Source organism: Caulobacter sp. NIBR1757 (assembly GCF_027912495.1).
Lineage (GTDB): Bacteria > Pseudomonadota > Alphaproteobacteria > Caulobacterales > Caulobacteraceae > Caulobacter.
In genome coordinates this window covers 2273751-2294688 of sequence record NZ_CP115463.1, presented here as the reverse complement: position 1 = coordinate 2294688, position 20938 = coordinate 2273751, and the positions used below count along the sequence as shown (strand labels likewise).

General features: G+C 66.8%; 21 protein-coding genes. 12 read left to right on the top strand and 9 right to left on the bottom strand.

The features are described from left to right. Positions 1 to 493 precede the first annotated feature (493 nt). The 6 genes from clpS (at position 494) to O5I81_RS11265 (ending at position 7528) form a co-directional block, all read left to right on the top strand. Positions 494 to 829: an ATP-dependent Clp protease adapter ClpS gene (gene clpS / locus O5I81_RS11290; RefSeq protein ID WP_271064936.1), complete on the top strand. Its 336-nt coding sequence runs from the start codon at positions 494 to 496 to the stop codon at positions 827 to 829. Between the two features lie 11 nt (positions 830 to 840). Then, positions 841 to 3165, top strand: coding sequence for an ATP-dependent Clp protease ATP-binding subunit ClpA (gene clpA, locus O5I81_RS11285; RefSeq protein ID WP_271064934.1), 2325 nt, complete (start codon positions 841 to 843; stop codon positions 3163 to 3165). Between the two features lie 113 nt (positions 3166 to 3278). After that, on the top strand, positions 3279 to 4217 hold the full coding sequence (locus O5I81_RS11280; protein WP_271064932.1) for a DUF1186 domain-containing protein: 939 nt from the start codon (positions 3279 to 3281) through the stop codon (positions 4215 to 4217). 85 nt (positions 4218 to 4302) lie between these two features. Then, positions 4303 to 5151 carry an SDR family NAD(P)-dependent oxidoreductase gene (locus O5I81_RS11275; RefSeq protein ID WP_271064930.1) on the top strand — a complete coding sequence of 283 codons (849 nt, stop codon included), beginning with the start codon at positions 4303 to 4305 and terminating at the stop codon, positions 5149 to 5151. A gap of 130 nt (positions 5152 to 5281) precedes the next feature. Next, the gene (locus tag O5I81_RS11270; RefSeq protein WP_271064929.1) at positions 5282 to 5713 is read left to right on the top strand and encodes a hypothetical protein; all 432 of its coding nucleotides are present in this window, start codon (positions 5282 to 5284) and stop codon (positions 5711 to 5713) included. A 24-nt stretch (positions 5714 to 5737) separates the two neighbouring features. Further along, positions 5738 to 7528, top strand: coding sequence for a hypothetical protein (locus O5I81_RS11265; RefSeq protein ID WP_271064927.1), 1791 nt, complete (start codon positions 5738 to 5740; stop codon positions 7526 to 7528). A gap of 3 nt (positions 7529 to 7531) precedes the next feature. On the opposite strand, the gene O5I81_RS11260 is transcribed toward O5I81_RS11265, so the two are convergent. The 3 genes from O5I81_RS11260 to O5I81_RS11250 form a co-directional block, all read right to left on the bottom strand. Continuing rightward, positions 7532 to 8785 (bottom strand): nucleoside transporter C-terminal domain-containing protein, encoded by a 1254-nt coding sequence (locus O5I81_RS11260; RefSeq protein WP_271064925.1) that lies wholly within the window; start codon positions 8783 to 8785, stop codon positions 7532 to 7534. 56 nt (positions 8786 to 8841) lie between these two features. After that, positions 8842 to 9084 carry a hypothetical protein gene (locus tag O5I81_RS11255; RefSeq protein WP_271064924.1) on the bottom strand — a complete coding sequence of 81 codons (243 nt, stop codon included), beginning with the start codon at positions 9082 to 9084 and terminating at the stop codon, positions 8842 to 8844. A 65-nt stretch (positions 9085 to 9149) separates the two neighbouring features. Further along, positions 9150 to 10496: a D-alanyl-D-alanine carboxypeptidase gene (locus O5I81_RS11250; RefSeq protein ID WP_271064922.1), complete on the bottom strand. Its 1347-nt coding sequence runs from the start codon at positions 10494 to 10496 to the stop codon at positions 9150 to 9152. A gap of 280 nt (positions 10497 to 10776) precedes the next feature. Between O5I81_RS11250 and phaP the strand changes: the two genes are divergently transcribed. The 4 genes from phaP to O5I81_RS11230 all read left to right on the top strand — a co-directional run bounded on the left by phaP (position 10777) and on the right by O5I81_RS11230 (position 13687). After that, positions 10777 to 11211 (top strand): TIGR01841 family phasin, encoded by a 435-nt coding sequence (gene phaP, locus O5I81_RS11245; RefSeq protein ID WP_271064921.1) that lies wholly within the window; start codon positions 10777 to 10779, stop codon positions 11209 to 11211. A 96-nt stretch (positions 11212 to 11307) separates the two neighbouring features. Next, positions 11308 to 11769, top strand: a complete 462-nt coding sequence (locus O5I81_RS11240) for a RidA family protein (protein ID WP_271064920.1) — start codon at positions 11308 to 11310, stop codon at positions 11767 to 11769. Continuing rightward, the gene (locus O5I81_RS11235; RefSeq protein ID WP_271064918.1) at positions 11766 to 12539 is read left to right on the top strand and encodes a glycerophosphodiester phosphodiesterase; all 774 of its coding nucleotides are present in this window, start codon (positions 11766 to 11768) and stop codon (positions 12537 to 12539) included. Before O5I81_RS11240 ends, O5I81_RS11235 begins: the two co-directional genes overlap by 4 nt. Then, a complete protein-coding gene (locus O5I81_RS11230) occupies positions 12536 to 13687 on the top strand; it encodes a GNAT family N-acetyltransferase (protein WP_271064916.1) in 1152 nt (383 codons plus the stop codon). The genes O5I81_RS11235 and O5I81_RS11230 overlap by 4 nt, the downstream gene beginning before the upstream one ends. Here O5I81_RS11230 and O5I81_RS11225 read toward each other — a convergent pair. After that, positions 13684 to 14253 (bottom strand): DUF4287 domain-containing protein, encoded by a 570-nt coding sequence (locus O5I81_RS11225; RefSeq protein WP_271064914.1) that lies wholly within the window; start codon positions 14251 to 14253, stop codon positions 13684 to 13686. The two genes, O5I81_RS11230 and O5I81_RS11225, sit on opposite strands and share 4 nt — an antisense overlap. 30 nt (positions 14254 to 14283) lie before the next feature. On the opposite strand from O5I81_RS11225, the gene O5I81_RS11220 reads away from it, so the two are divergent. Then, positions 14284 to 14718 (top strand): HIT family protein, encoded by a 435-nt coding sequence (locus O5I81_RS11220; protein ID WP_271064912.1) that lies wholly within the window; start codon positions 14284 to 14286, stop codon positions 14716 to 14718. Here O5I81_RS11220 and O5I81_RS11215 read toward each other — a convergent pair. Continuing rightward, positions 14715 to 15134 carry a DnaJ domain-containing protein gene (locus O5I81_RS11215; protein ID WP_271064911.1) on the bottom strand — a complete coding sequence of 140 codons (420 nt, stop codon included), beginning with the start codon at positions 15132 to 15134 and terminating at the stop codon, positions 14715 to 14717. The genes O5I81_RS11220 and O5I81_RS11215 overlap by 4 nt on opposite strands. 16 nt (positions 15135 to 15150) lie before the next feature. Then, entirely contained in the window at positions 15151 to 16005 is an 855-nt protein-coding gene (locus O5I81_RS11210) for a division plane positioning ATPase MipZ (RefSeq protein ID WP_271064910.1), read from the bottom strand. A 188-nt stretch (positions 16006 to 16193) separates the two neighbouring features. Between O5I81_RS11210 and panC the strand changes: the two genes are divergently transcribed. Further along, positions 16194 to 17048 (top strand): pantoate--beta-alanine ligase, encoded by an 855-nt coding sequence (gene panC / locus O5I81_RS11205; RefSeq protein ID WP_271064909.1) that lies wholly within the window; start codon positions 16194 to 16196, stop codon positions 17046 to 17048. Between the two features lie 88 nt (positions 17049 to 17136). Here panC and O5I81_RS11200 read toward each other — a convergent pair whose 3' ends face one another. The 3 genes from O5I81_RS11200 to O5I81_RS11190 form a co-directional block, all read right to left on the bottom strand. After that, a complete protein-coding gene (locus tag O5I81_RS11200; RefSeq protein WP_271064907.1) occupies positions 17137 to 17544 on the bottom strand; it encodes a DUF1489 domain-containing protein in 408 nt (135 codons plus the stop codon). Between the two features lie 458 nt (positions 17545 to 18002). Beyond that, on the bottom strand, positions 18003 to 19901 hold the full coding sequence (locus tag O5I81_RS11195) for an acetyl/propionyl/methylcrotonyl-CoA carboxylase subunit alpha (RefSeq protein ID WP_271064905.1): 1899 nt from the start codon (positions 19899 to 19901) through the stop codon (positions 18003 to 18005). Beyond that, positions 19894 to 20937, bottom strand: a complete 1044-nt coding sequence (locus O5I81_RS11190; RefSeq protein WP_271064903.1) for a DUF3667 domain-containing protein — start codon at positions 20935 to 20937, stop codon at positions 19894 to 19896. Before O5I81_RS11190 ends, O5I81_RS11195 begins: the two co-directional genes overlap by 8 nt. Between the last annotated feature and the right edge of the window lies 1 nt (position 20938).

The window sequence follows — 20938 nt, the reverse complement described above, 5'->3', positions numbered from 1 at the left end:
GGACGGGTTCGGCGCGGAGCGCCGTACCTGTCCCCGGCTTGCGCCGTGGGTTTGTGACGAGCGCGCTCCAGACGTTGTGCGAACCGTCTGGAGCGCGGCCGGACTGGCCGCCGGCGCTGACCGGGGACAGGTAGGCCGCGCTGCGGCCAACCGGTCCCCACAAGAGGGCCGCGGCGCACTCAAAAGGCCGTGAGCGCGGCAGTCGCCCGGGCGGCGGCAAGCCCCCTCGCCCACCAGAGCCTTGAGCCCGATCTGTCGCTGCAGGGCTTCCCAAGGGCCGCAGGGCTTACCATATGGCCGGACGGACACAGCCTTCAGCTCACCGACGTGCATCCGCACGGCGCCCGGGCGCGTTGGCTGGTCGATTAGTCGCAGCGCCCCGCAAAGCGTCGCAGGTCGCATCACGCCCCTTCCAATGGGCAGATGTTTCCATATCTAATCAGCAAGAACGGCGGCCGCGCCTGGCGGACCGCTTCACGAGTCGAAGGTCGGTATGGCTGAACGGAAGTCAGGAACAGGTACGGGTCCGGGCGGATCGGGAACGGCGGTGGTCACACAGACCAAGGCCAAGACCGCCAAGCCTTCGCTGTACCGCGTCCTGATTCTGAACGACGACTACACACCGATGGAGTTCGTCGTTTACGTGCTTGAGCGTTTTTTCAACAAGTCGCGCGAAGATGCGACCCGGATCATGCTTCATGTGCACCAGAACGGCGTGGGGGTCTGCGGCGTCTTCACCTACGAGGTCGCCGAGACAAAAGTCGCCCAGGTAATCGACGCAGCCAGACGGCATCAGCACCCGCTGCAGTGCACCATGGAAAAGGATTAGAGGAGCCACATTTGCCCTCGTTTTCGCGCAATCTCGAAGAGACACTTCACCGCGCAGTCGCTTACGCCAACCAGCGAAAGCATGAGTACGCCACCCTCGAGCACCTGCTGCTCAGCCTCGCCGACGACGAGGACGCCGCCGGGGTGATGAAGGCCTGCGATGTCGATCTCGCGGAGCTGAAGAAGACCCTGGTCAACTATATCGACACCGAGCTCCGCGCCCTGATCGTGGACGACGGCGAGGAAGCCAAGCCGACGGCCGGCTTCCAGCGCGTCATCCAGCGCGCGGTGATCCACGTGCAGTCCTCCGGCCGCGACGACGTGACCGGGGCCAATGTGCTGGTCGCCGTGTTCAGCGAGCGGGAAAGCCATGCCGCCTACTTCCTGCAGGAGCAGGACATGACGCGGTATGACGCGGTCAACTACATCGCCCACGGCATCGCCAAGAAGGCCGGGGCTTCCGAGCCCAAGACCGTCAAGGGCGCGACCGAGGAAGAAGAGAACGGCGGCAAGCCGAACGCCAAGACCGGCGGCGAGGCCCTCGAGGCCTATTGCGTCGATCTCAACGAGAAGGCGCGGCTGGGCAAGGTCGATCCGCTGATCGGGCGGCTGGCCGAGGTCGAGCGCTGTATCCAGATCCTCTGCCGACGGACCAAGAACAACCCGCTGCTGGTCGGTGACCCGGGCGTCGGCAAGACCGCCATCGCCGAGGGCCTGGCCCGCAAGATCATCAACCACGAAGTGCCGGAGGTGCTGGAAGGCGCCACCATCTTCTCGCTCGACATGGGCGCGCTGCTGGCCGGCACCCGCTATCGCGGCGACTTCGAGGAGCGGATCAAGCAGGTCATCAAGGAGCTGGAGAACCACCCCAACGCCATCCTGTTCGTCGACGAGATCCATACGGTGATCGGCGCCGGCGCGACCAGCGGCGGGGCTATGGACGCTTCGAACCTGCTGAAGCCCGCGTTGGCGTCAGGCAGCCTGCGCTGCATGGGCTCGACGACCTACAAGGAGTTCCGTCAGCACTTCGAGAAGGATCGGGCCCTGGTCCGGCGCTTCCAGAAGATCGACGTCAACGAGCCGACGATCGACGACACCATCAAGATCCTCAAGGGCCTGAAGGTCTATTACGAGGACTTCCACAAGCTGAAGTACACCAACGAGGCCATCAAGACGGCGGTGGACCTGTCGGCCAAGTACATCACCGACCGCAAGCTGCCCGACAAGGCGATCGACGTGATCGACGAGGCGGGCGCGGGTCAGATGCTGCTGCCCGAGGGCAAGCGGAAGAAGACCATCGGCGTGAAGGAGATCGAGGCCGTCGTCGCCAAGATCGCCCGCATCCCGCCGAAGTCGGTCTCGAAGACGGACACCGAGGCGCTGAAGGAGCTGGAAACCGACCTGCAACGGGCGGTGTTCGGCCAGGACGAGGCGATCAAGCAGCTCAGCTCGGCCATGAAGATGGCCCGGGCCGGCCTGCGCGACGGCAACAAGCCGATCGGCAGCTACCTGTTCAGCGGTCCGACCGGCGTCGGCAAGACCGAAGCGGCGCGTCAGCTGGCGTCCACGCTTGGGATCGAGCTGCTGCGCTTCGACATGTCGGAATACATGGAACGCCACACCGTCAGCCGCCTGATCGGGGCTCCCCCCGGCTATGTCGGCTACGACCAGGGCGGCCAGCTGACCGACGCCGTCGATCAGCATCCGCATGCCGTGGTCCTGCTCGACGAAATCGAGAAGGCGCACCAGGACGTCTACAACATCCTGCTGCAGGTGATGGACAACGGGACCCTGACGGACTCGAATGGCAAGAAGGTCGATTTCCGCAATGTGGTCCTGATCATGACCACCAACGCGGGGGCCTCCGACGCCCAGAAGAACACCATCGGTTTCGGCCGCGGGCGCAATGACGGCGAGCAGGAAGAGGCGCTCAAGCGTCTGTTCACGCCGGAGTTCCGCAACCGTCTTGACGCCGTGGTGGCCTTCAAGCCGCTGACCCAGGACATTATCCGCCAGGTGGTTCAGAAGTTCGTTCTGCAGCTGGAAGCCCAGCTGGCCGATCGCAACATCACCATCGAGACCAGCGACGAGGCAGCCGACTGGCTGGCCAAGAACGGCTTCGACGAACTCTATGGGGCGCGGCCGCTGGCCCGGGTCATCCAGGAACACATCAAGAAGCCGCTGGCCGACGACATCCTGTTCGGCAAGCTGTCGAAGGGCGGCCATGTGAAGGTGGTGCTCAAGGACGGCAAGATCGCCTTCGAGTTCGAGATCGACGCGCCGAAGGCTCGCGAGCCCGGGGCGCCGGAGATCGAAGAACCGGCGTTGGCGGAGTAGCGGCTGGACCGCCCCGCCCCAACGGGATGGGAAGGTTCGATTCGCTGCGATAAGGTCTGGCCCGGTCACCTCACGGCGGCCGGGCTTTTCCTTTGAGGTCGGTGGAAAACGGCATGGATCGGCAGCAGGCGGCGGCGGCGCTCGGGATCGAGGCGGACGACCTGGCCCCGATAGAAGTCTATCTCGACGCCCTGGCGAACGAGATTGAATTGCCGGCGGTGGCCGTCGGCATGTGCTGCGTCCGCAGCGAAGAGGCGGCGCCGGCGCTGCTGGCGGCGGTCGAGGCGGCGGCCGAGGGGCCCCTCCCGAGCAGGGAGGCCAGCCGGTTCTTCTTTCGCGCCCTGCATATCCTGGGCGGACAACGTGAGCAGCGGGCCTTCAAGCCGCTCCTTCGGTTCCTCGCCTCGGATGCGGAAGTCGTCGAGGAAGAGCTTGGGGACGCCGCAACCGAGACTCTCAGCGGTATTGTCGCGGGGGTGTTCGACGGCGACCAGCACGCCCTGTTCACCGCCATACGAGACTTCAGGCTTGACGAATATGTTCGTGACTCGCTGCTCGGCGCCGCCACCTTCCTGACCTGGAGTGGGATGATCGACCGTGCCGAGATGGTCGCCTTTCTCGAAGCCTTTGCGGCGGATGGTCCCGTCGTGGGGGATCACTGCTGGTACGCCTGGGTTGAAGCAATTTCATTGCTGGGTATCGAGAAGCTGGAGCCCGCCGCCAAGCGGGTCTGGCAGGCTGACGAGATGCTTCAGACGGTTGCCGGCTGGGACGAAATCGCGCGCGACCTGAAACATGCGATCGCCAAGCCAAAGGATCTGGAGCCGTTCCGGCGCGCTCGTCTGGGGTATATCGAGGATGTCCTGGTGGCGCTGGAGCCGTTCCAGGAATTCACGGAGGACGATGGGGGCTTCCCCTATTCCCAGGATGAGGATTTCTGGCGGGCGCCGATCATCGGAGAGCCGGTCATCAACCCGTTCCGGAATGTCGGCCGCAACGACCCCTGCCCTTGCGGCAGCGGTAGGAAATACAAGAAGTGCTGCCTGGATTGAACGACCCGTGGTCTTGCGGACCACCGTGCTGGTCTCTAGCTCTGATCAAGTCCATCGACGGATGATCGGGGCCAGGGGCTAAATCATGAAACGCAGCGTCGTCGTCACCGGCGTCTCCACAGGCATAGGCTGGGGCGCCGTCAAGGTGCTGACCGGCCAGGGCTTCCACGTCTTCGGCAGCGTGCGCAAGCAGGCCGACGCCGACCGGCTGAAACAGGAATTCGGCGATGCCTTCACGCCGCTGATCTTCGACGTCACCGATGCGGCCGGCGCCAAGGCCGCTGCCGAAACCGTGCGCCAGGCGCTGAACGGCCAGACGCTGGCCGGGCTGGTCAACAATGCGGGGATCGCGGTGGCGGGGCCCCTGCTCCACCTGCCGGTCGAGGACTTCCGCCAGCAGCTGGAGGTCAACGTCACCGGCGTGGTCATCGCCACCCAGGCGTTCGGGCCGCTGCTCGGGGCCGAGGCCGGCTTGACCGGGCCCAAGGGTCGGGTGGTCAACATCAGCTCGGTCGGCGGTCGCAACGCCTCCCCGTTCATGGGCCCCTACAGCGCCTCGAAGTTCGCGCTCGAGGGCCTGTCGGAGAGCCTGCGGCGGGAACTGCTGATCCACGGGATCGATGTGATCGTCGTGGCGCCGGGCGCGGTGGCGACGCCGATCTGGGACAAGGCCGATGAGGTCGACACCGGGCCCTATGCGGCGACGATCTACGGACCGGCCCTGACCCGGATCAAGGCCTACATGCTGACCCTCGGCAAGAACGGCCTGCCGCCGGAAGCCATCGGCGAGGCGATCTTCAAGGCGCTGACGGTGGCCAGGCCGAAGCACCGCTATGTGGTGTCGCCGACGCCGTTCGAGGTGTTCCTGACCGAGGTGATGCCGCGCCGGACGATGGACCGGATCATAGGGAAGCGGCTGGGGCTCCTGACCTGAGCCCATGGGGCTATCGCGGCCGCGACTCTTCTTTCGATTGTATATGCTTTAATACACCCGTGGCTTGATTTCTCAGAAAGAGGTGGCAATCTTTCCGGGCGGTCCACTTTCGGACAATCAGAAGTGAGAAATGAGCTGGGTACTGTATGATCCGCCGCAATCCTTGGACGGCGACGTTGATGGCGTGATCATCATCGGCAACACGCCGGGCGGTCAGATGATCGGGCTCTTCGATCACCTCCAGGCCCAGAACGCCCTGCTGGACAACATCTACGTCGACGAAGTGGCCGCCTACGACGCCGCGACGTCGCTGTCTGCGCTCGTTGAGGCCACGCTGGCGGGGATTGAAAATCTCACCCAGGCCGGCAGCGGCATCGCGGCCACCGCCAACCCGCCAGGACAATACTTCAAGGCCGAAGGCATCAACACGGACGGCGACGCTTTCGAGGAGTTCTGGGTCGGCGGGCGCGCTCACAACGGCACGACGCGGTACTCGGTCTTCGTCGATTCAAATGGCGACAACCTGTATGATCGGCGGATCGATCTTGGTCCCCTGATGTAAGAAAGCCGGACCCGCAAGACTGCCATGCTGTCACCTCGCGCCCTGGCCGGGATCATCGCGATCCTGGGGTTCATCGCCGCCGGCAACGCATGGGCTTCGGCGAGGTCCGGCGACAGCCTTCTCAACTTTGGCCCCGACGGATCCCTGATCCTCGGGGTCAATCCTTCCGAGAACGGTCCGGCTCGTGATCTGGCCGTGCAGGTCTTCAGCCGACGGTGCCTCATGACGGCGCAGCCAGCGCGTTGCGCTCGGCCGTTTCGCGTTCCGGGCGGTGGCCGACAGATCGTCTGGCGGTCGGACGGGCATGCCCTCTTTGCCCAGACAGCATCGCATTGGATGGTCCTGGAGACCGTCGACGGCGAGTGGGAGTTGACCCGGAAAGGCGTCGGTGGTTTTGATTCGACGGTGCTTCCGCCGGTCGTGACGGGCGCAATCTTCGCCGGCCTGCCCCGATCGAATCGTCCGGTTACCGACGCCGTCGAGGCCGAGTACCTGAACCGCGACGGTGCGATCGTGGGCCGGCTTGCCTTCGCGGACGGCGGCTACAGGATTGAATTCATCGATCCCCTGCGGCCTCCGCGCCCGCTTCCACGGCACATCTTTGACCGTGGCTTTACCGACACGCCTGCCCAGCCCCGGATCACACCGAACGCAGCCGGTTCAGAGCTTGAGATCTGGTCCTCGACCCTTGGCGACAACGGCGGCCTCATAACGACCGGGGATAAGACGGCCGCTGTTCGGGGTCCAAAGGGACCAGGTCCCTGGAGACTGATCGACGTCAGCGGGCGACCGGCCGGTTTTCACTCGCTCGACCATGTGGAAGGACTGCCTCGCAGGGAGGCGCTTGGCCTGGAAGCGATCATCGCTGCGGATCGTCGGCGCGATCCTTCCTCTGAAATCAGCCGCATGGCGATTGGCCCCGCCGCGCGGCAGACGGCGGCTATCATCTTCAGCAGTCCCAATGGGGGCTGGTGGCTTCGCGTCTGTTCGCTCAAGACGAGGGCCTGCCGAACGGCGCAGGAGGTCGTGGGTGACTGCGTCATCGCCTCTGCCCGTCCCGTCACCCTGCCCGGTGGCCTGTCGGGCCGGCTGTACCGTCCCGGTCATAGGCCCGAACGCGGACTTGTCATCTATTTTCAGGGGGGGCCGGGCTCCAACCTGGGCGTCATTAGTCACGGACCTACCCGGCGGATGGCGCTCCAGGGCTATGCCGTCCTCGCGGTGGACTATCCGGGAGCAAGCGGCCATGGCGAAGACCTTTACCTGCGGGCGGATGGACAACCCTCACGCGTGATCCGGCAAGCCTTGGACGAAGCCGCGCGCTGGTCCGCCGGCATGGGGTGGACGTTGATAGGATTCTACGGAACCAGCCTGGGGTCGGTCGCCGGTGTGTCGGCGGCAATGAACAGCGGCCCGCAACTCGACTTCATCGTTCTCGATAGTCCCCTGGTCACTCAACCGTTCAGTTGCGACAGCGGGATCAAGCTGCGGCGCCTGTTCGGAGAGCGACGCGCCGACGGCAAATGTGAACTCGGATCCCTCGGCCTGCCCGCGTGGGATGCGTCCCCCACAACGCCCGTTCTGGTCATCATGGGGGGGAGGGACACCGTAACTCCGAGGGTCTTGGGCCAGGCGTGGCTCGGTGAGCTCAAGCGCCGGGGCGGATGTGGCGTAGCTATCTCCGACGATTCCGGAGGGCACACCCTGGATGGTTGGAGCGATCAGGCCAAGGAAAGGGCCGAGTGGCAGATCACCAGCTGGCTGGCGGCCGTCGAGCGCCGGGACAAGGCGCGCGGAACCTGCCGGCCAGCCTAAGTCTCACCCCGCCAGCAACAGGCCTGCCAAAGCCGCGCTCATCAGGTTGGCCAGCGAGCCGGCCAGCACGGCGAGGATGCCGAGGCGGGCGATGGTCGGGCGCTTTTCCGGGACGAGGCCGCCAAGCACGCCCATCTGGATGGCGATGGAGCTGATGTTGGCGAAACCGCAGAGGGCGAAGGTGACCACCGCCTGGGTGTGGGGCGACAGGGAGTCCTTGACCTGGCCGAAGTGGAGATAGGCGACGAACTCGTTGAGGATCAGCTTTTCGCCGAACAGCTCGCCGGCCTTGCGGGCCTCTTCCCAGGGCACGTTGAGCATGAACATGACGGGGGCGAAGACGTAGCCGAGGATCTGCTGGAAGCTGAGGTCGGGGTGGCCGAACAGGCCGCCGACGGCGCCGAGGATGCCGTTGGCCATGGCGATCAGGGCGACGAAGACGATCAGCATGGCGCCGACGGCGACGGCCAGCTGCACACCGTCCGAGGCGCCGTTGAAGGCGGCCATGATGATGTTGGCCGGGCGTTCTTCCTCGTGCTCGTCCGGGGTGATGGCGGCGATGGCCTGGACGTCTTCGTCGGCTTCCGCGGGCGGCGGGGCCTTTTCGTCCGGCATGATGATCTTGGCCATCAGCAGGCCGCCCGGGGCGGACATGAAGGCGGCAGCCAAAAGGTATTCGGTGCGCACGCCCATCTGGGCATAGGCGGCGAGGATGGAGCCGGCCACCCCGGCCATGCCGGTGACCATCAGGGCGAAGATCTGGGCGTCGGTCAGGGACCGCAGGTAGCCGCGCACGACCAGGGGCGACTCCGACTGGCCGACCAGGACGTTGGCGGCGGCATAGAGGCCCTCGACCCGATCGACGCCGAGCAGCCAGCGCAGGGCCCCGCCGCCCCACGTCACCACCCGCTGCATGATGCCGAGGTAGTAGAGGATCGAGACCAGGGCCGAGAAGAAGATGATGATCGGTAGGACGTTGATGGCGAAACTGCCGATGCCGTTCACCTCGGTCAGGCCGCCGAACACCATGTTGATGCCGACCTTGCTGTAGCCCAGCAGTCCCTCCACCCCATGCGCCGCCGCCGCCATGGTGGCGCGGCCGGCAGGCAGGTAGAGGACGAAGACGGCGATGGCCGCCTGCAGGGCGAAGGCGCTGGCGACGATGCGGAGGTTGATACGCCGACGGCCACGCGACAGGGCGAAGGCCACCGCCAGGATCAGCAGGATGCCGGCAAGGCCGATCAGGATCTGTTGCATGGTTCTCTCCCCGTGCGGACTGTTACCGCAACCGGAGAGGAACGGGAATGCGGGGATCAGGCCTTGGAGTCGCCCGCCGTCGAACCATGCTCGACCGCGCCGCTGGCCACCTCGGTGCGGGAGAAGACCTCTTCCTGGCCGTCGTTGAGGGTCTCGCCGTCGGCCTCTTCCGCCGCCTGGCGGGCGGCGATGGCCAGGGCCTCGGCTTCAGTCTCGGCGGTGATCTTCACATTGCGGAGGCAGGCTTGCGGCGCGGTGTCCTCGCCGAGCCAGACCTGGACGCGCCATTGTGCGGGCATGCTCGCCTCCTGTTCAGGAGAGCAACGCGGCGCGGTCCGTCCAGTTGCCGGGCGGCGACGGCCGGTTAGCGGCCGGGCGCCACCACCATGCAGGACTGCTTGCGAGCGCTGAGCGCTTTGCAGGCGGCGCGGGCGTCATCGGCGCTGAGGCCGGTGAAGCGGACGCGGAAGAAGCCGTCGACCTTGCCGCCGATGACGCCTTCGGCGTCGTCGAGGACCTTGCCGAAGCGCTTCTTGATCGTGCCCAGCTGCGTCTTCGCCTGGTCCTTGCTCTTGAAGGCGCCGGCCTGGACCGTCCACTGGCCCTTGGCCTTCTTCGGCGGCGACGCCTTGGCGACCGCCTTCTTCACCGGCGGATCGGCGATGGCCTTCATGCTGCTGACCACTTCCACCGGGCCGGCATCAGGCCCGCTGGTGAAGAAGGCGCGCGGCAGGTCGCCGCTGTCGCCCTGGGCGACGTCGTACTGCAGCGGCGCGGGGGCCGGCGGCGGCTCGAACAGGCTCTGGGCGACCAGGATGCGTTCACCGCGGTCGCGGCGGCGCATGACGTCGAAGCCGGTGGTCAGCAGTTCCTGCACATGGTTGTCGCGGGCGGCGTTGGAGGTGCCGCCGAGCATGACGACGATCAGCCGGCGGCCATCCTGCACGCCCGAGGCGGCGAGGTTGTAGCCCGAGGCGTTGGTGTAGCCGGTCTTCAGGCCATCCACGCCCGGCATGCGGAAGAGCAGCCGGTTGTGGTTGTTCATGGTGACGCCCCGGTAGGTGAAGGAGCGCAGGTTGAACAGGCTGTAGTACTGCGGATAGTCGCGCATCACGGCGCGGGACATGATGGCGATGTCGCGGGCGCTGGACACCTGGCGGCTGTCGGGCAGACCCGAGGCGTTGACGAACCGGGTGTTGAGCATGCCCAGTTCCTGGGCCCGCAGGGTCATCAGGGCGGCGAACTTGGCTTCGGAGCCGCCCGCCATGTGCTCGGCGAGGGCGACGGCCATGTCGTTGGCGGACTTGACGGCCAGGGCCTTCATGGCGTCGTCGACGGTGATCACGTCGCCAGCCGAGAGGCCCAGCTTGGTCGGCGGCTGGGCGGCGGCCTTGGCCGAGACGGTGATCAGGTCGGTCGGTTTCAGCCGGCCCTCGTTGATCGCCTCGAAGGCTAGGTAGAGGGTCATCACCTTGGTGATGGAGGCGGGGTAGCGCGGGCTGTCGGCCCGTTTGGCGTAGAGCACCTCGCCGGAATTGGCGTCCACCACGACAGCGGCGTACTTGGGTTGCGCGGCGGGATTGGCGCGCGGGGCCGACTGAAGCTGCGCGTAGGGAACCTGGGCGGTCGCCAGACCGTTAACGATCGGTGCGAAAACCATCGCGACGGTGGCGAAAGCTGCGAACACTACGCGGCGGGCGGGCTGGTACATGCTGCGTCCGTCGATGAATCAATTGGGTTACGCCACCCCCCTTTCGGTGGCGACTGCACCATAACATGCACGACTACGCCTTACGCCAAAGTAAACACCTCTTGAGCGAAAAAGCCGCAGTCGCCTGAAATGCCGACATTTTTTGTTCACGGGAGCGTCATTGTGCACTGCACAATAAACCGTTGACTGCTGCAGTGCAGCATGAGAAAACACCGGTGCGCCGAACCTCCCCATGCCTCGGCGATCCAGATCACCGCCAAGCCCTTTCAAGGAGCCTCCCATGGCCGCCGCCGAAACCTTCAAAGCCACCGTCGAGCAGTTCACCGTCGCCGGCAACCAAGCCTTCAAGGACCAGGTTGAGAAGAACCTGGCCGGCCTGAACGAGCTGAACGCCCACTCCAAGAAGAACCTCGAAGCCGTCGTCGCCTCGGTGACCGCCGCCACCAAGGGCGCCGAGTCGCTGGGCGCGCAGTACATGGCCTATTCCAAGACCGCCGTGGAAAACCAGGTCGCCGCCGCCAAGGCCCTGTCGGGCGCCAAAAGCGTGCAGGAAGCCGTCGAGCTGCAGACGACCTGGGCCAAGAGCGCCATGGAGCTCTACATGGCGCAAGTCGGCAAGATGGGTGAAACCGTCGCCGCCGCCGTCAAGGACAGCATGAAGCCACTCAACGAACGCGTCACCGCGACCGTCGAGAAGCTGCAGTCGGTGAAGTAAGCTTTCATCTGCTCACCAGATCGTGAGGGCCCGGACCAGCAATGGTCCGGGCCTTTTGCGTTTCCGGACCGGCGCTTGCCGGGATAGAAGCGGCGCATGTCCAACGCCGAACAAAGACTGGCCGCCGCCGGCATCACCCTGCCCGCCCCGGTCGCCCCGATCGCCAACTACGTGCCCTTCGTCCGCTCGGGCAATCTGCTGCACATTTCCGGGCAGGTGTCGCTGGACGCCTCGGGCGGGATCACCGGCATCGTCGGCGAGGACGTCGATGCGGCGACCGCCGTGCGGGCGGCGCGGCTGTGCGGCATCAATCTGATCGCCCAGATGAAGGCGGCAACCGGCGACTTGAGCAAGGTGGTCCGCGTCGTCAAGCTGGGCGGCTTCGTTCAGGCCGGGCCGGATTTCTTCGACATTCCCAGCATCATCAACGGCGCCTCGGACCTGATGGTTGAGGTGTTCGGCGACGCCGGGCGCCATGCCCGCTCGGCGGTCGGCGTCTATCGCCTGCCGCGCAATTTCGCGGTCGAGGTCGATGCGATCGTGGAGCTGGCCTCGTGAAACACCATCCGCGTCCGCAACCCTCTGAATTCGGCCAGGCTTGGGAACTGCTGTTCAGCCCGCCGGTCGCACATCGCGGCCTGTGGTCGCCGGACGGGCCGCCGGAGAACAGCCTGGGCGCCTTCCACGCCGCCTGCGCCGCCGGCTATGGCATCGAGCTGGACGTCCACCTGACCGCCGACGGCGAGGCGGTGGTGTTCCACGACTACACCCTCGACCGCATGTGCGGCGCCTCCGGCAAGCTGAAGGACCGCAGCCTGTCGGACCTGCGCGCGCTGCGCCTCAACGGGACCGAGGAAGGCATTCCCACCCTGACCGAAGCTCTGGTCGAAATCGGCAGCCGGGCCCTGGTCCACATCGAGCTGAAGACCCCGTTCGGCGAGGTCGGCCCGCTCGAGAAGCGGGTCAGCGAGGTGCTGCTCGACCATCACGGCCCGACCTGCGTCATCGGCTTCAATCCCTACAGCCACGCCTGGTTCGCTGACCACCATCCGCAGATCCTGCGCGGCCTCGACAGCTACGCCTGGAACGACGACCACGCCCGCCACCTGGCCCCGGAAATGCGCAAGAGCTTCGCCAACCTGGAGCATGTCGAGATCGCCCGGCCGGACTTCCTGGCGCTCGACACCAGGATGCTGCCCTGCCCGCGCGCCGAACTGTTCCGCGGCCGGGGCATGCCGATCATCGCCTGGACGGTGCGCACCCTGGAGGACGGCGAGCGGCTGGAACCTTATTGCGACAACGTCATCTTCGAGGGCTTCCGCGCGTGAAGCTGAAGCCGGCGGTCCGCATCCACCGCCGTATCGCCGAGATCGGGAAGACCGCCTGGACCGCCTGCGCCGGCGAGGGAAACCCTTTCGTCGCCTACGATTTTCTCGACATCTGCGAGGAGAGCGGTTGCGCCACCGACCGCACCGGCTGGGCGCCGCACCATCTGTCGATCGAGGACGAGGCGGGCGAGGTCGGCGCGGTCATGCCGCTCTATCTGAAGAGCCACAGCCAGGGGGAGTACGTCTTCGACTGGTCCTGGGCCGACGCCTACGAGCGGGCCGGGGGGCGATATTACCCCAAGCTGCAGTGCGCGGCGCCCTTCTCACCTGTGACCGGCCCGCGCCTGCTGGTGCGGCCGGACATCGACCAGACCGAAGGGCGCAACATGCTGCTCGGCGGGGCGCTGACCGTGGCGGAGAAGCTGGACGCCTCCGGCCTGCACGTCACCTTCCCGGAGGAGCGCGACTGGCGGTTCCTGACCACGGCCGGCCTGCTGGCCCGGCAGGACCAGCAGTACCACTGGACCAACCAGGGCTATGCGACCTTCGACGACTTCCTGGCCGCCCTGTCCTCGAACCGCCGCAAGACCATCCGGCGCGAGCGGCGCGACGCCCAAGACGGGGTGGAGATCGTCGGCCTGAGCGGGGCCGACCTGACCGAGGAGCATTGGGACGCCTTCTTCGCCTTCTACATGGACACCGGGGCCCGCAAGTGGGGCACGCCCTATCTGAACCGGCGGTTCTTCTCGCTGCTCGGCGAGCGGATGGCCGACCGGGTGCTGCTGGTCATGGCCAGGCGCGAGGGGCGGTGGATCGCCGGGGCGCTGAACCTGATCGGCGATGACTGCCTGTACGGGCGCAACTGGGGCGCGCTGGAGGAGCGGCCGTTCCTGCATTTCGAGCTCTGCTACTACCAGGCCATCGAGCATGCCATCCGCCTGGGCCTGAGCCGTGTCGAGGCCGGGGCCCAGGGACAGCACAAGATCGCCCGCGGCTACCTGCCCTCTCCGGTCTATTCCGCCCACTGGATCGCCGACCCGATGCTGCGCGAGCCGGTCGCCCGCTATCTTGATCAGGAACGGACCAGCGTGCAGGGCGAGATGGATTATCTGGCGGAAGAGTTCTCGCCGTTCCGGCAAACGACTTAGCTGGCGTCCCAGGAGTCCTTGAGAAGCTTGACGATCGAGGCGTCCACCTCATCCGGCGATGACAGGGTGACGGCCGCCTTGAGCCGTTCCGACCAGCCCTCGTTCCGGTAGGGCTCGAAGCGCGGATCGGCCTCGGGCGACACGCAGAGGCCAAGACGCGCCTTGCCGCCCTTCAGCGGTCGGACCGAGGCGAACTGGAAGTTGCGGGACCAGGCGGAGAAGCCCTTGCGCTGGCCGGTGACCAGGCCGGGGTAGTCCTTCACCTGCGCCTCGATGGCTTCGAAGATGGCGGTCGAGGCTGGGTCTTTCCACAGGGCGGCGCGCAGGGCCGGGCCATCGTCCCAGGCGACCTCGGACGGGAAGGCCTCGGAGAGGATGTGGGCGATGCGGTTGACGCCGAGGCCATGGTGCTCACGCAGCCATTCGGTGCGCTTGCCGGGCGTGGTCTCGGGGCAGGTTCTGGCGATGGCGACCCATTCGGCCAGGGTCTTGCCGGTGTCGCGTTCGAGGCTGGCCTGCACCGAGGCGAACCACTTCTTCTGGCGCTCGGTGAGGTGTTCGGCCATCGTTGAAATCCCCCAGTTGGAGCGAGCTTGATGAGTCTGGACGGAACCTACGACGACGCCAACATCTTTGCGAAGATCGTGCGGGGCGAGATCCCCAGCGCCAGGGTGTTCGAGGACGACGATGTGCTCGCCTTCATGGACGCCTTTCCGCAATCGAAGGGCCACTGCCTGGTCATCTCCAAGACCTCGAAGGCGCGCAACTTGCTCGAGGTCGAGCCGGAGGTGCTGGGCAAGGTCATGGCGGCCGTCCAGAAACTGACGCGGGCGGCGGTCAAGGCGCTGAAGCCCGACGGCGTGGTGGTCACCCAGTTCAACGGGGCGCCGGCCGGGCAGACCATCTTCCATCTACATGTCCATGTCATCCCGCGCTGGGAGGGCCAGGGGTTGGGGCGGCATGGCGGCGGCATGGCCGATCCCGCCGAGTTGCAGGCGCTGGCGGCGCAGATCAGGGCGGCGCTCGACTAGCGCTTGAGCAGTTGGTCCCGGGCCGCGTTGAGCTGGGCGGCCAGTCCGACGGTGCCACCCTTGTCCGGATGGGCCAGGCGGATCAGGCGGTTGTAGGCGGCCTGGATCTGGGCGGCGTCGGCATCGGCGGGAACGCCCAGGATGGCGCGAGCTTCGGTGTCCGTGGTGGACGGCAGGCTCGGGCCCCTCGGCCGGCTGGTGCGGGCTCCGAAGGCCAGGCCGAGGCCGACCAGGATCAGGCCGCCACCGACCAGCAGGCTGCCGCGCAGGGCGGCGGCGACACCGCCGATGACCACCAGGGCGCCCAGCGCGCCGCTGGCCACGCGCCAGTCGCGGAGGTTCAGCTTCGGCAAGGCCCGCCGGCCGGTCCAGACGAGCAGCGCGACCAGCGCGCCGCCGAGCAACAGGTAGATCATCACATGACTCCCCGCCCTACTCGGCGGCGAGCAACTCATCGCCCGAGAAGGCCGAAAGGCCAAGCGAATGCATCAGGGCGCGCAGTTCCTGGCGCGCCGCGACATGGCTGAGGGCCACCGGAATCGGGCGGACCTTGGCCGACAGGTCGGCGATGGTCAGGCCGAAGGGGAAGAGCTCGCGGTAGATGACCCGGTCGCGCAGGCCAGGCCCGGTGCGGAAACCGACCCGCTTGGCCAGGGCCATCAGGCGGTCATCGACCCGCTTGCGATTGCGGGCGTCGACGGATGCCAGACGGTTGCGCAACACGACCCAGTCGAGCGGCTGGCGCTGGCCGGTCATGGCGCGGGCCTTACGGGCCTCCCAGACGGCTTCGGAATAGAGGCTGGGCTTTTCCAGCTCCAGGGTCACCGGATTGACGCTGCCCAGCATGTCGAAGTCGACGAAGCTGTCGTTCATCGGGGTGACGATGAGGTCGGCGCGGGCATGGGCGGCGCGGCTGAGCGGGGTGTCGCCGCCGGGGGTGTCGATGACCAGGACGTCGGCGTCCTGGTGGCCGGCGGCGAAGGCGATCTCGAAGGCGGCCATCTGCTCGGCGGCCTCGGCGCGGTGCAGGGCGACGCCGTCCTCGGACGGGTTGCGGATCAGGGGTTCAGGCAGGCTGACCTCGGGCTGCGAGGCAAGCCAGGCATGACGGTTGCGGTAAAACTTGGCGAGCGAGGATTGGCGCAGGTCGAGATCCATGATCGCCACCTTGGCCCCGCCATGCAGCAGGGCGGCGGTCAGGTGGATGGCGATGGTCGACTTGCCGGCGCCGCCCTTCTCGTTGCCGACCACGATGACGCGGGGCATCTGGGTGGGACGTTGGTTCATGGCGGTCTCCTTCGCCGATGTGGCCGCGACTCAGCGAGCCCGGGCCGTTAACGATTAACCCGGCGCGCCTCGAGAGCAATGAGCCGGAGCGATTGTCCACAGCCGTATGGATAACCTCGGTCTTGCTGGACTTGGCGCGGCGGGACGGGCGATAAGCCGCCGCCCGTTGCCCTACAAAGGAGGCGACCTTGAGTCCCCGCCCCGCCATCGTCCGCACCGTCGCCGACCTGCGCCAACAGGTCGCGGCCTGGCGCGCCGCCGGAAAGCGCGTCGCCATGGTCCCGACCATGGGCGCTTTGCATGCGGGACACCTGTCCCTGGTCCGGCTGGGCCTTGAGACCTGCGATCATGTGGTGGCCTCGATCTTCGTCAATCCGGCCCAGTTCGCGCCGCATGAGGACTTCGACGCCTACCCCCGCGGCGAGGGCCGCGACGCCGAGCTTCTTGGGGCGGCCGGCTGCGGGTTGATCTTCGCGCCGGGGGTGGAGGTCATGTACCCGCCGGGCTTCGCGACGGCGGTGACGGTGGCCGGGGTTTCCGGGCCGCTGGAGGGCGAGAAGCGGCCGCAGTTCTTCGGCGGGGTGGCGACGGTGGTCTCCAAGCTGCTGATCCAGTGCGGGCCGGACGTCGCCCTGTTCGGCGAGAAGGACTACCAGCAGCTCTTGGTCATCAAGCGGATGGCGCGGGATCTGGATCTGCCGGTGGAGATCATCGGTGGGCCGACCGTGCGCGAGGCCGATGGTTTGGCCATGTCGTCGCGCAACGCCTACCTGTCGGCGGAAGAGCGAACGGTCGCGGCGGTCGTGCCGGCGGTGATGGCCGAGGCGGTCGAGCGGCTGCGAGCCGGGGCGGCGGTCGCCGAGGTCGAGGCGGCGGCGGTGGCGCGGCTCGAGGCGGCGGGATTTGGTCCGGTCGATTATGTGCAGGCGCATGACGGGGAAGCCATGGAACGGCTGGGGCCCGGGCCGGTCGGGACCGGGGCCCGGGTGTTCGTGGCGGCGTGGCTCGGCAAGACGCGGTTGATCGACAACTGGGCGGTTTGACAGACGGTGACAGTCATCCGGCTGCGCCGGAAGACCGTCACCAGTGCTGGTGACTGTCTCGCGCAGCGTGACTGTCACCGTTCACCGCCTACCAGGCCCCCAGCTCACGCAGCTGCTTGGCCAGTTCCTGGTCCATCGCCTCCCCTGCCCCATTGGCGAGGTCGGGCGGGGCGTCGGCGGCGTCGAGGTAGCGCCAGCCCTGGAAGGGGCGGCGGGGCTGGGGGGCGGTTTCGATCAGTTCAGGGGCGAGCATGAAACGCACCGGCTGGTGGCCCGGCAGGCCGGTCTGGATCTCGGTGATGGTCTGGCGGGCGAGGATGCTGCCCTTGATCACCCAGTAGAGCGAACCGCCATCGAGGATTTCATCGGCGCGTTTGGGGGCCATGCGGGTCGGGCACCAGGACGGATGGCCCTGAGCCGCGCGCTGGGCCCGCCAGTCGCGCAGGTCCTGCAGGCTTTCGACGCCGACGCAGAGCTTGATGATGTGGAGAGGCATGGGGCGGGATTTAAGGGATGTGGCCGGAGATGAAAGGGCTATCGAAGCGGCGGACCATTATACCGCGGGCGGGATATCAACACAGCGGCCGGGTTTTCGGGAGCGAAGATCGGGCGTTCGGCCAGGCGATTGTTTTCGTGTGACTCCGGGTTGATGGCGGCGCGGGGAATGTGGGCGCCCACGTTGACATGGCGTAGGCGCCGAGGCGGCGAATGCTGAGCGGTTGTGACGGGTCGATGCCTACGTTTTAGGACGCGCGCCAAAACCCCGAAATGGGGCGAAAACAATATGTCTAGACATATTCATCTGGGCTTGGGGACCGGTTGGGCGCGAAGCGCCCTACCGGTCCCCGACAGGCCACGACCGGCCGGGAAGGCACGAACGACGGCGGACCATCGGGGACAGGTTGCTTTGGCGGTCGTGAGAAGCGATCCCCGCCGGGGCGGGCAACCAGTCCCCTAAGCCTCCAGCTTCGCCAGCACCACGCCTTCGCTGACCTGGCCGCCGGCGATGGCGGACAGTTCGGCCACCACACCGTCGAAGGGGGCGGTCAGGGCGTGTTCCATCTTCATGGCTTCGAGGACCAGCAGGGTCTGGCCCTTGGTCACCGTGTCGCCGGCCTTGACCGAGACGGAGACGATCTTGCCGGGCATGGGGGAGAGGATAGAACCGTCGGAGGCCGCGCTCGCACCGGAAGCCGCCGCGATCCTGGTGATTTCGTAAACCTCGCCGTAGTCGAAGATCATCACTCCCTCGGCCGTCGGCCGGACCCCTTGCATGGACAAGAACGCCATCTCGCCACTGAGCTCCGCCGCCGCCGGCTCGCCATCGCAGAAGAAGTGGATGACACGGTTGGCGGGAGCGTTAAGCCGCCAGCTACGCAGCCCATCGAAGGAACTCCAGGGGCTCTGGAACTGCTCTTTGCCCGCCATCAGATGAGGAGCGGCAAGCGCGAAGGCGGCGAGAGTCTTGAGGCGGTCGCCCAAAGGGGGCTTGGCCGTGAGGCTTTCAAGCCGCGCTTCGATGAAGCCTGTGTCCACGTCCCCCTCAATGAAATCGGGATGACCGGCACATCTCGCCAGGAATGCAGCGTTCGTTTTGACAGGCCAGATCTGTGCCGACCCGCAAGCCCAGACCAGTTTGCTTGCCGCTGATGCCCGGTCCTTGGCGTGGACGATCAGCTTGGAGATCATAGGATCGTAGAAGGGGGTGACTTCGTCCGCTTCTTCCACCGCGCTGTCGGTTCGCACACCCGGGAACGCAATCCGGAAATGCTCCAAGCGACCAATGCTTGGCAGGAACCCCGTCGCCGGGTTCTCGGCATACAGCCGCGCCTCCATCGCCCAGCCATCGATCTTCAGCTCGTCCTGCGTCAGCGGCAGCGGCTCGCCTGACGCCACGCGCAGCTGCCACTCCACCAGATCCTGCCCGGTGATCATCTCCGTCACCGGATGCTCGACCTGCAGGCGGGTGTTCATTTCCATGAACCAGATGCGGTCGGCCTTCAGACCCTCTGACGCGTCGGCGATGAATTCGATGGTGCCGGCGCCTTCGTAGTTGACCGCCCTGGCGGCCTTGACGGCGGCTTCGCAGACGACGGCGCGGGTGGCCTCGTCCATGCCGGGGGCCGGGGCTTCCTCGATGACTTTCTGGTGGCGGCGCTGCAAGGAGCAGTCGCGTTCGAACAGGTGGACGACGTTGCCGTGGCTGTCGCCGAACACCTGCACCTCGATGTGGCGCGGGCGGGTGACGTATTTCTCGATCAGCACCTTCTGGTCGCCGAAGCTTGCCGACGCCTCGCGCTGGCAGGAGGCAAGCGCGGCGGCGAACTCGCCGGCTTCCAGCACCTTGCGCATGCCCTTGCCGCCGCCGCCGGCCACGGCCTTGATGAGCACGGGATAGCCGATGGCGTCGGCTTCCCTCCGGAGCCGTTCGGGAGACTGGTCGTCGCCGAGGTAGCCCGGGGTGACCGGCACGCCCGCCTCGGCCATGCGCGTCTTGGCGGCGTCCTTCAGACCCATGGCGTCGATGGCGGCCGGGGGCGGGCCGACCCAGATCAGGCCGGCGTCGATGACGGCCTGGGCGAAGGCGGCGTTCTCGGACAGGAAGCCATAGCCGGGGTGGATGGCGGCGGCGTTCGTCGCCTTGGCGGCGGCGAGGATCTTGTCCTGGACCAGATAGCTCTCGCGGGCCGGGGCCGGGCCGATGTGGACGGCCTCGTCGGCTTCGCGGACGTGGGGCGCATCGGCGTCGGCGTCGGAATAGACGGCGATGGTGCGGACACCGAGCTTGCGGGCGGTGCGGATGATCCGCCGGGCGATCTCGCCGCGGTTGGCGATGAGGACGCTTTCAAGCATGGGGAACACCCAGAAGGCCGATCAGGAAGATGGCGCCGATGAAGAAGCCGAGGGCGATGAGGGTCAGCAGACCCATGACCAGGCCCGTGGCGATCGCGCCTGGCCAGCCCATGGCGTAGGCCACCTTGAGGTGGCGGACGGCATGGACCGGAATGAACAGCATGATGAAGAAGGTCCAGAAGCCGGCAATCGAAGGCGGTAGCAGCACGCCGACCGCCGCCAGCAAGGCGGTGAAACCGAGGCCGTAGAGGGCCACGGTCGCATGGTCGTAGAGGGTGTAGCCACGCTTGTAGAACAGCACGAGCCAGAGGATCAGCATCGAGATCGGGGCCATCAGGAACCCGAACTTGTAGAGCAGGCTCTGGATCTTCAGCAGGTAGTAATCCCAGTGACCGGAGCGCTTGTCGAAGAACTCCACCGCCTTGCCGCTGAACGCCTCAGGGCCCGTCGCCTTTTCGCCAGGCTTGGCCCTGAGGGCCGCGACCTTCTCGCGCTGTTCCTTCATCACCGCCTCACGGTCCTCCGCGTCGATGATGACCGGCGCGCCGTTGATGTTGACGGTGTCGTTGGTCTTGTAGTGGACGAAGGACTGGATGGTGAAGAACAGGAACAGGGCGAACAGGAAGATGTGCAGCGGGGCGACGTAGCGGGCCCGCTTGCCCTCGATCCAGTCGCGGCTGAGCCGGCCGGGGCGCCAGGCGAGCAGCGGCAGGGTGCGCCACAGGCGGCCGTCGAAGTGGGCGATGCCCTCGACGAATTCATGCAGCAGGTGGCCGAGCCGGTTGTGCAGATGGCCCTGCTGGCCGCACTCGTGGCAGTAGTGACCGATCAGCGGCGTGCCGCAGTTGGCGCAGGTCTTTCCGGTGTCGGCCGGCATGGGGGGCTGGCCGGGTTTGGGATGCTCCGGATCGATGGTCGGGCCGGGCGGAGGCGCGGCCTCCGCCACGGCGGCCGGCGCCTTGGCGGCGCGCGGTTTGCGCGGTCTGGCGGCGGGCTTCGCCGCCGCCGGCTTTTTCGGTTTCGCCCCCTCGGCCATG

Coding starts and splice junctions, on each gene's coding strand:
- O5I81_RS11250 (WP_271064922.1), bottom strand. CDS start 10,496: ATGTACCAGCCCGCCCGCCGCGTAGTGTTCGCAGCTTTCGCCACCGTC.
- clpS (WP_271064936.1), top strand. CDS start 494: ATGGCTGAACGGAAGTCAGGAACAGGTACGGGTCCGGGCGGATCGGGA.
- O5I81_RS11240 (WP_271064920.1), top strand. CDS start 11,308: ATGTCCAACGCCGAACAAAGACTGGCCGCCGCCGGCATCACCCTGCCC.
- phaP (WP_271064921.1), top strand. CDS start 10,777: ATGGCCGCCGCCGAAACCTTCAAAGCCACCGTCGAGCAGTTCACCGTC.
- O5I81_RS11215 (WP_271064911.1), bottom strand. CDS start 15,134: ATGATCTACCTGTTGCTCGGCGGCGCGCTGGTCGCGCTGCTCGTCTGG.
- O5I81_RS11190 (WP_271064903.1), bottom strand. CDS start 20,937: ATGGCCGAGGGGGCGAAACCGAAAAAGCCGGCGGCGGCGAAGCCCGCC.
- O5I81_RS11275 (WP_271064930.1), top strand. CDS start 4,303: ATGAAACGCAGCGTCGTCGTCACCGGCGTCTCCACAGGCATAGGCTGG.
- O5I81_RS11195 (WP_271064905.1), bottom strand. CDS start 19,901: ATGCTTGAAAGCGTCCTCATCGCCAACCGCGGCGAGATCGCCCGGCGG.
- O5I81_RS11200 (WP_271064907.1), bottom strand. CDS start 17,544: ATGCCTCTCCACATCATCAAGCTCTGCGTCGGCGTCGAAAGCCTGCAG.
- O5I81_RS11265 (WP_271064927.1), top strand. CDS start 5,738: ATGCTGTCACCTCGCGCCCTGGCCGGGATCATCGCGATCCTGGGGTTC.
- O5I81_RS11270 (WP_271064929.1), top strand. CDS start 5,282: ATGAGCTGGGTACTGTATGATCCGCCGCAATCCTTGGACGGCGACGTT.
- O5I81_RS11260 (WP_271064925.1), bottom strand. CDS start 8,785: ATGCAACAGATCCTGATCGGCCTTGCCGGCATCCTGCTGATCCTGGCG.
- O5I81_RS11220 (WP_271064912.1), top strand. CDS start 14,284: ATGAGTCTGGACGGAACCTACGACGACGCCAACATCTTTGCGAAGATC.
- O5I81_RS11210 (WP_271064910.1), bottom strand. CDS start 16,005: ATGAACCAACGTCCCACCCAGATGCCCCGCGTCATCGTGGTCGGCAAC.
- O5I81_RS11280 (WP_271064932.1), top strand. CDS start 3,279: ATGGATCGGCAGCAGGCGGCGGCGGCGCTCGGGATCGAGGCGGACGAC.
- O5I81_RS11225 (WP_271064914.1), bottom strand. CDS start 14,253: ATGGCCGAACACCTCACCGAGCGCCAGAAGAAGTGGTTCGCCTCGGTG.
- O5I81_RS11255 (WP_271064924.1), bottom strand. CDS start 9,084: ATGCCCGCACAATGGCGCGTCCAGGTCTGGCTCGGCGAGGACACCGCG.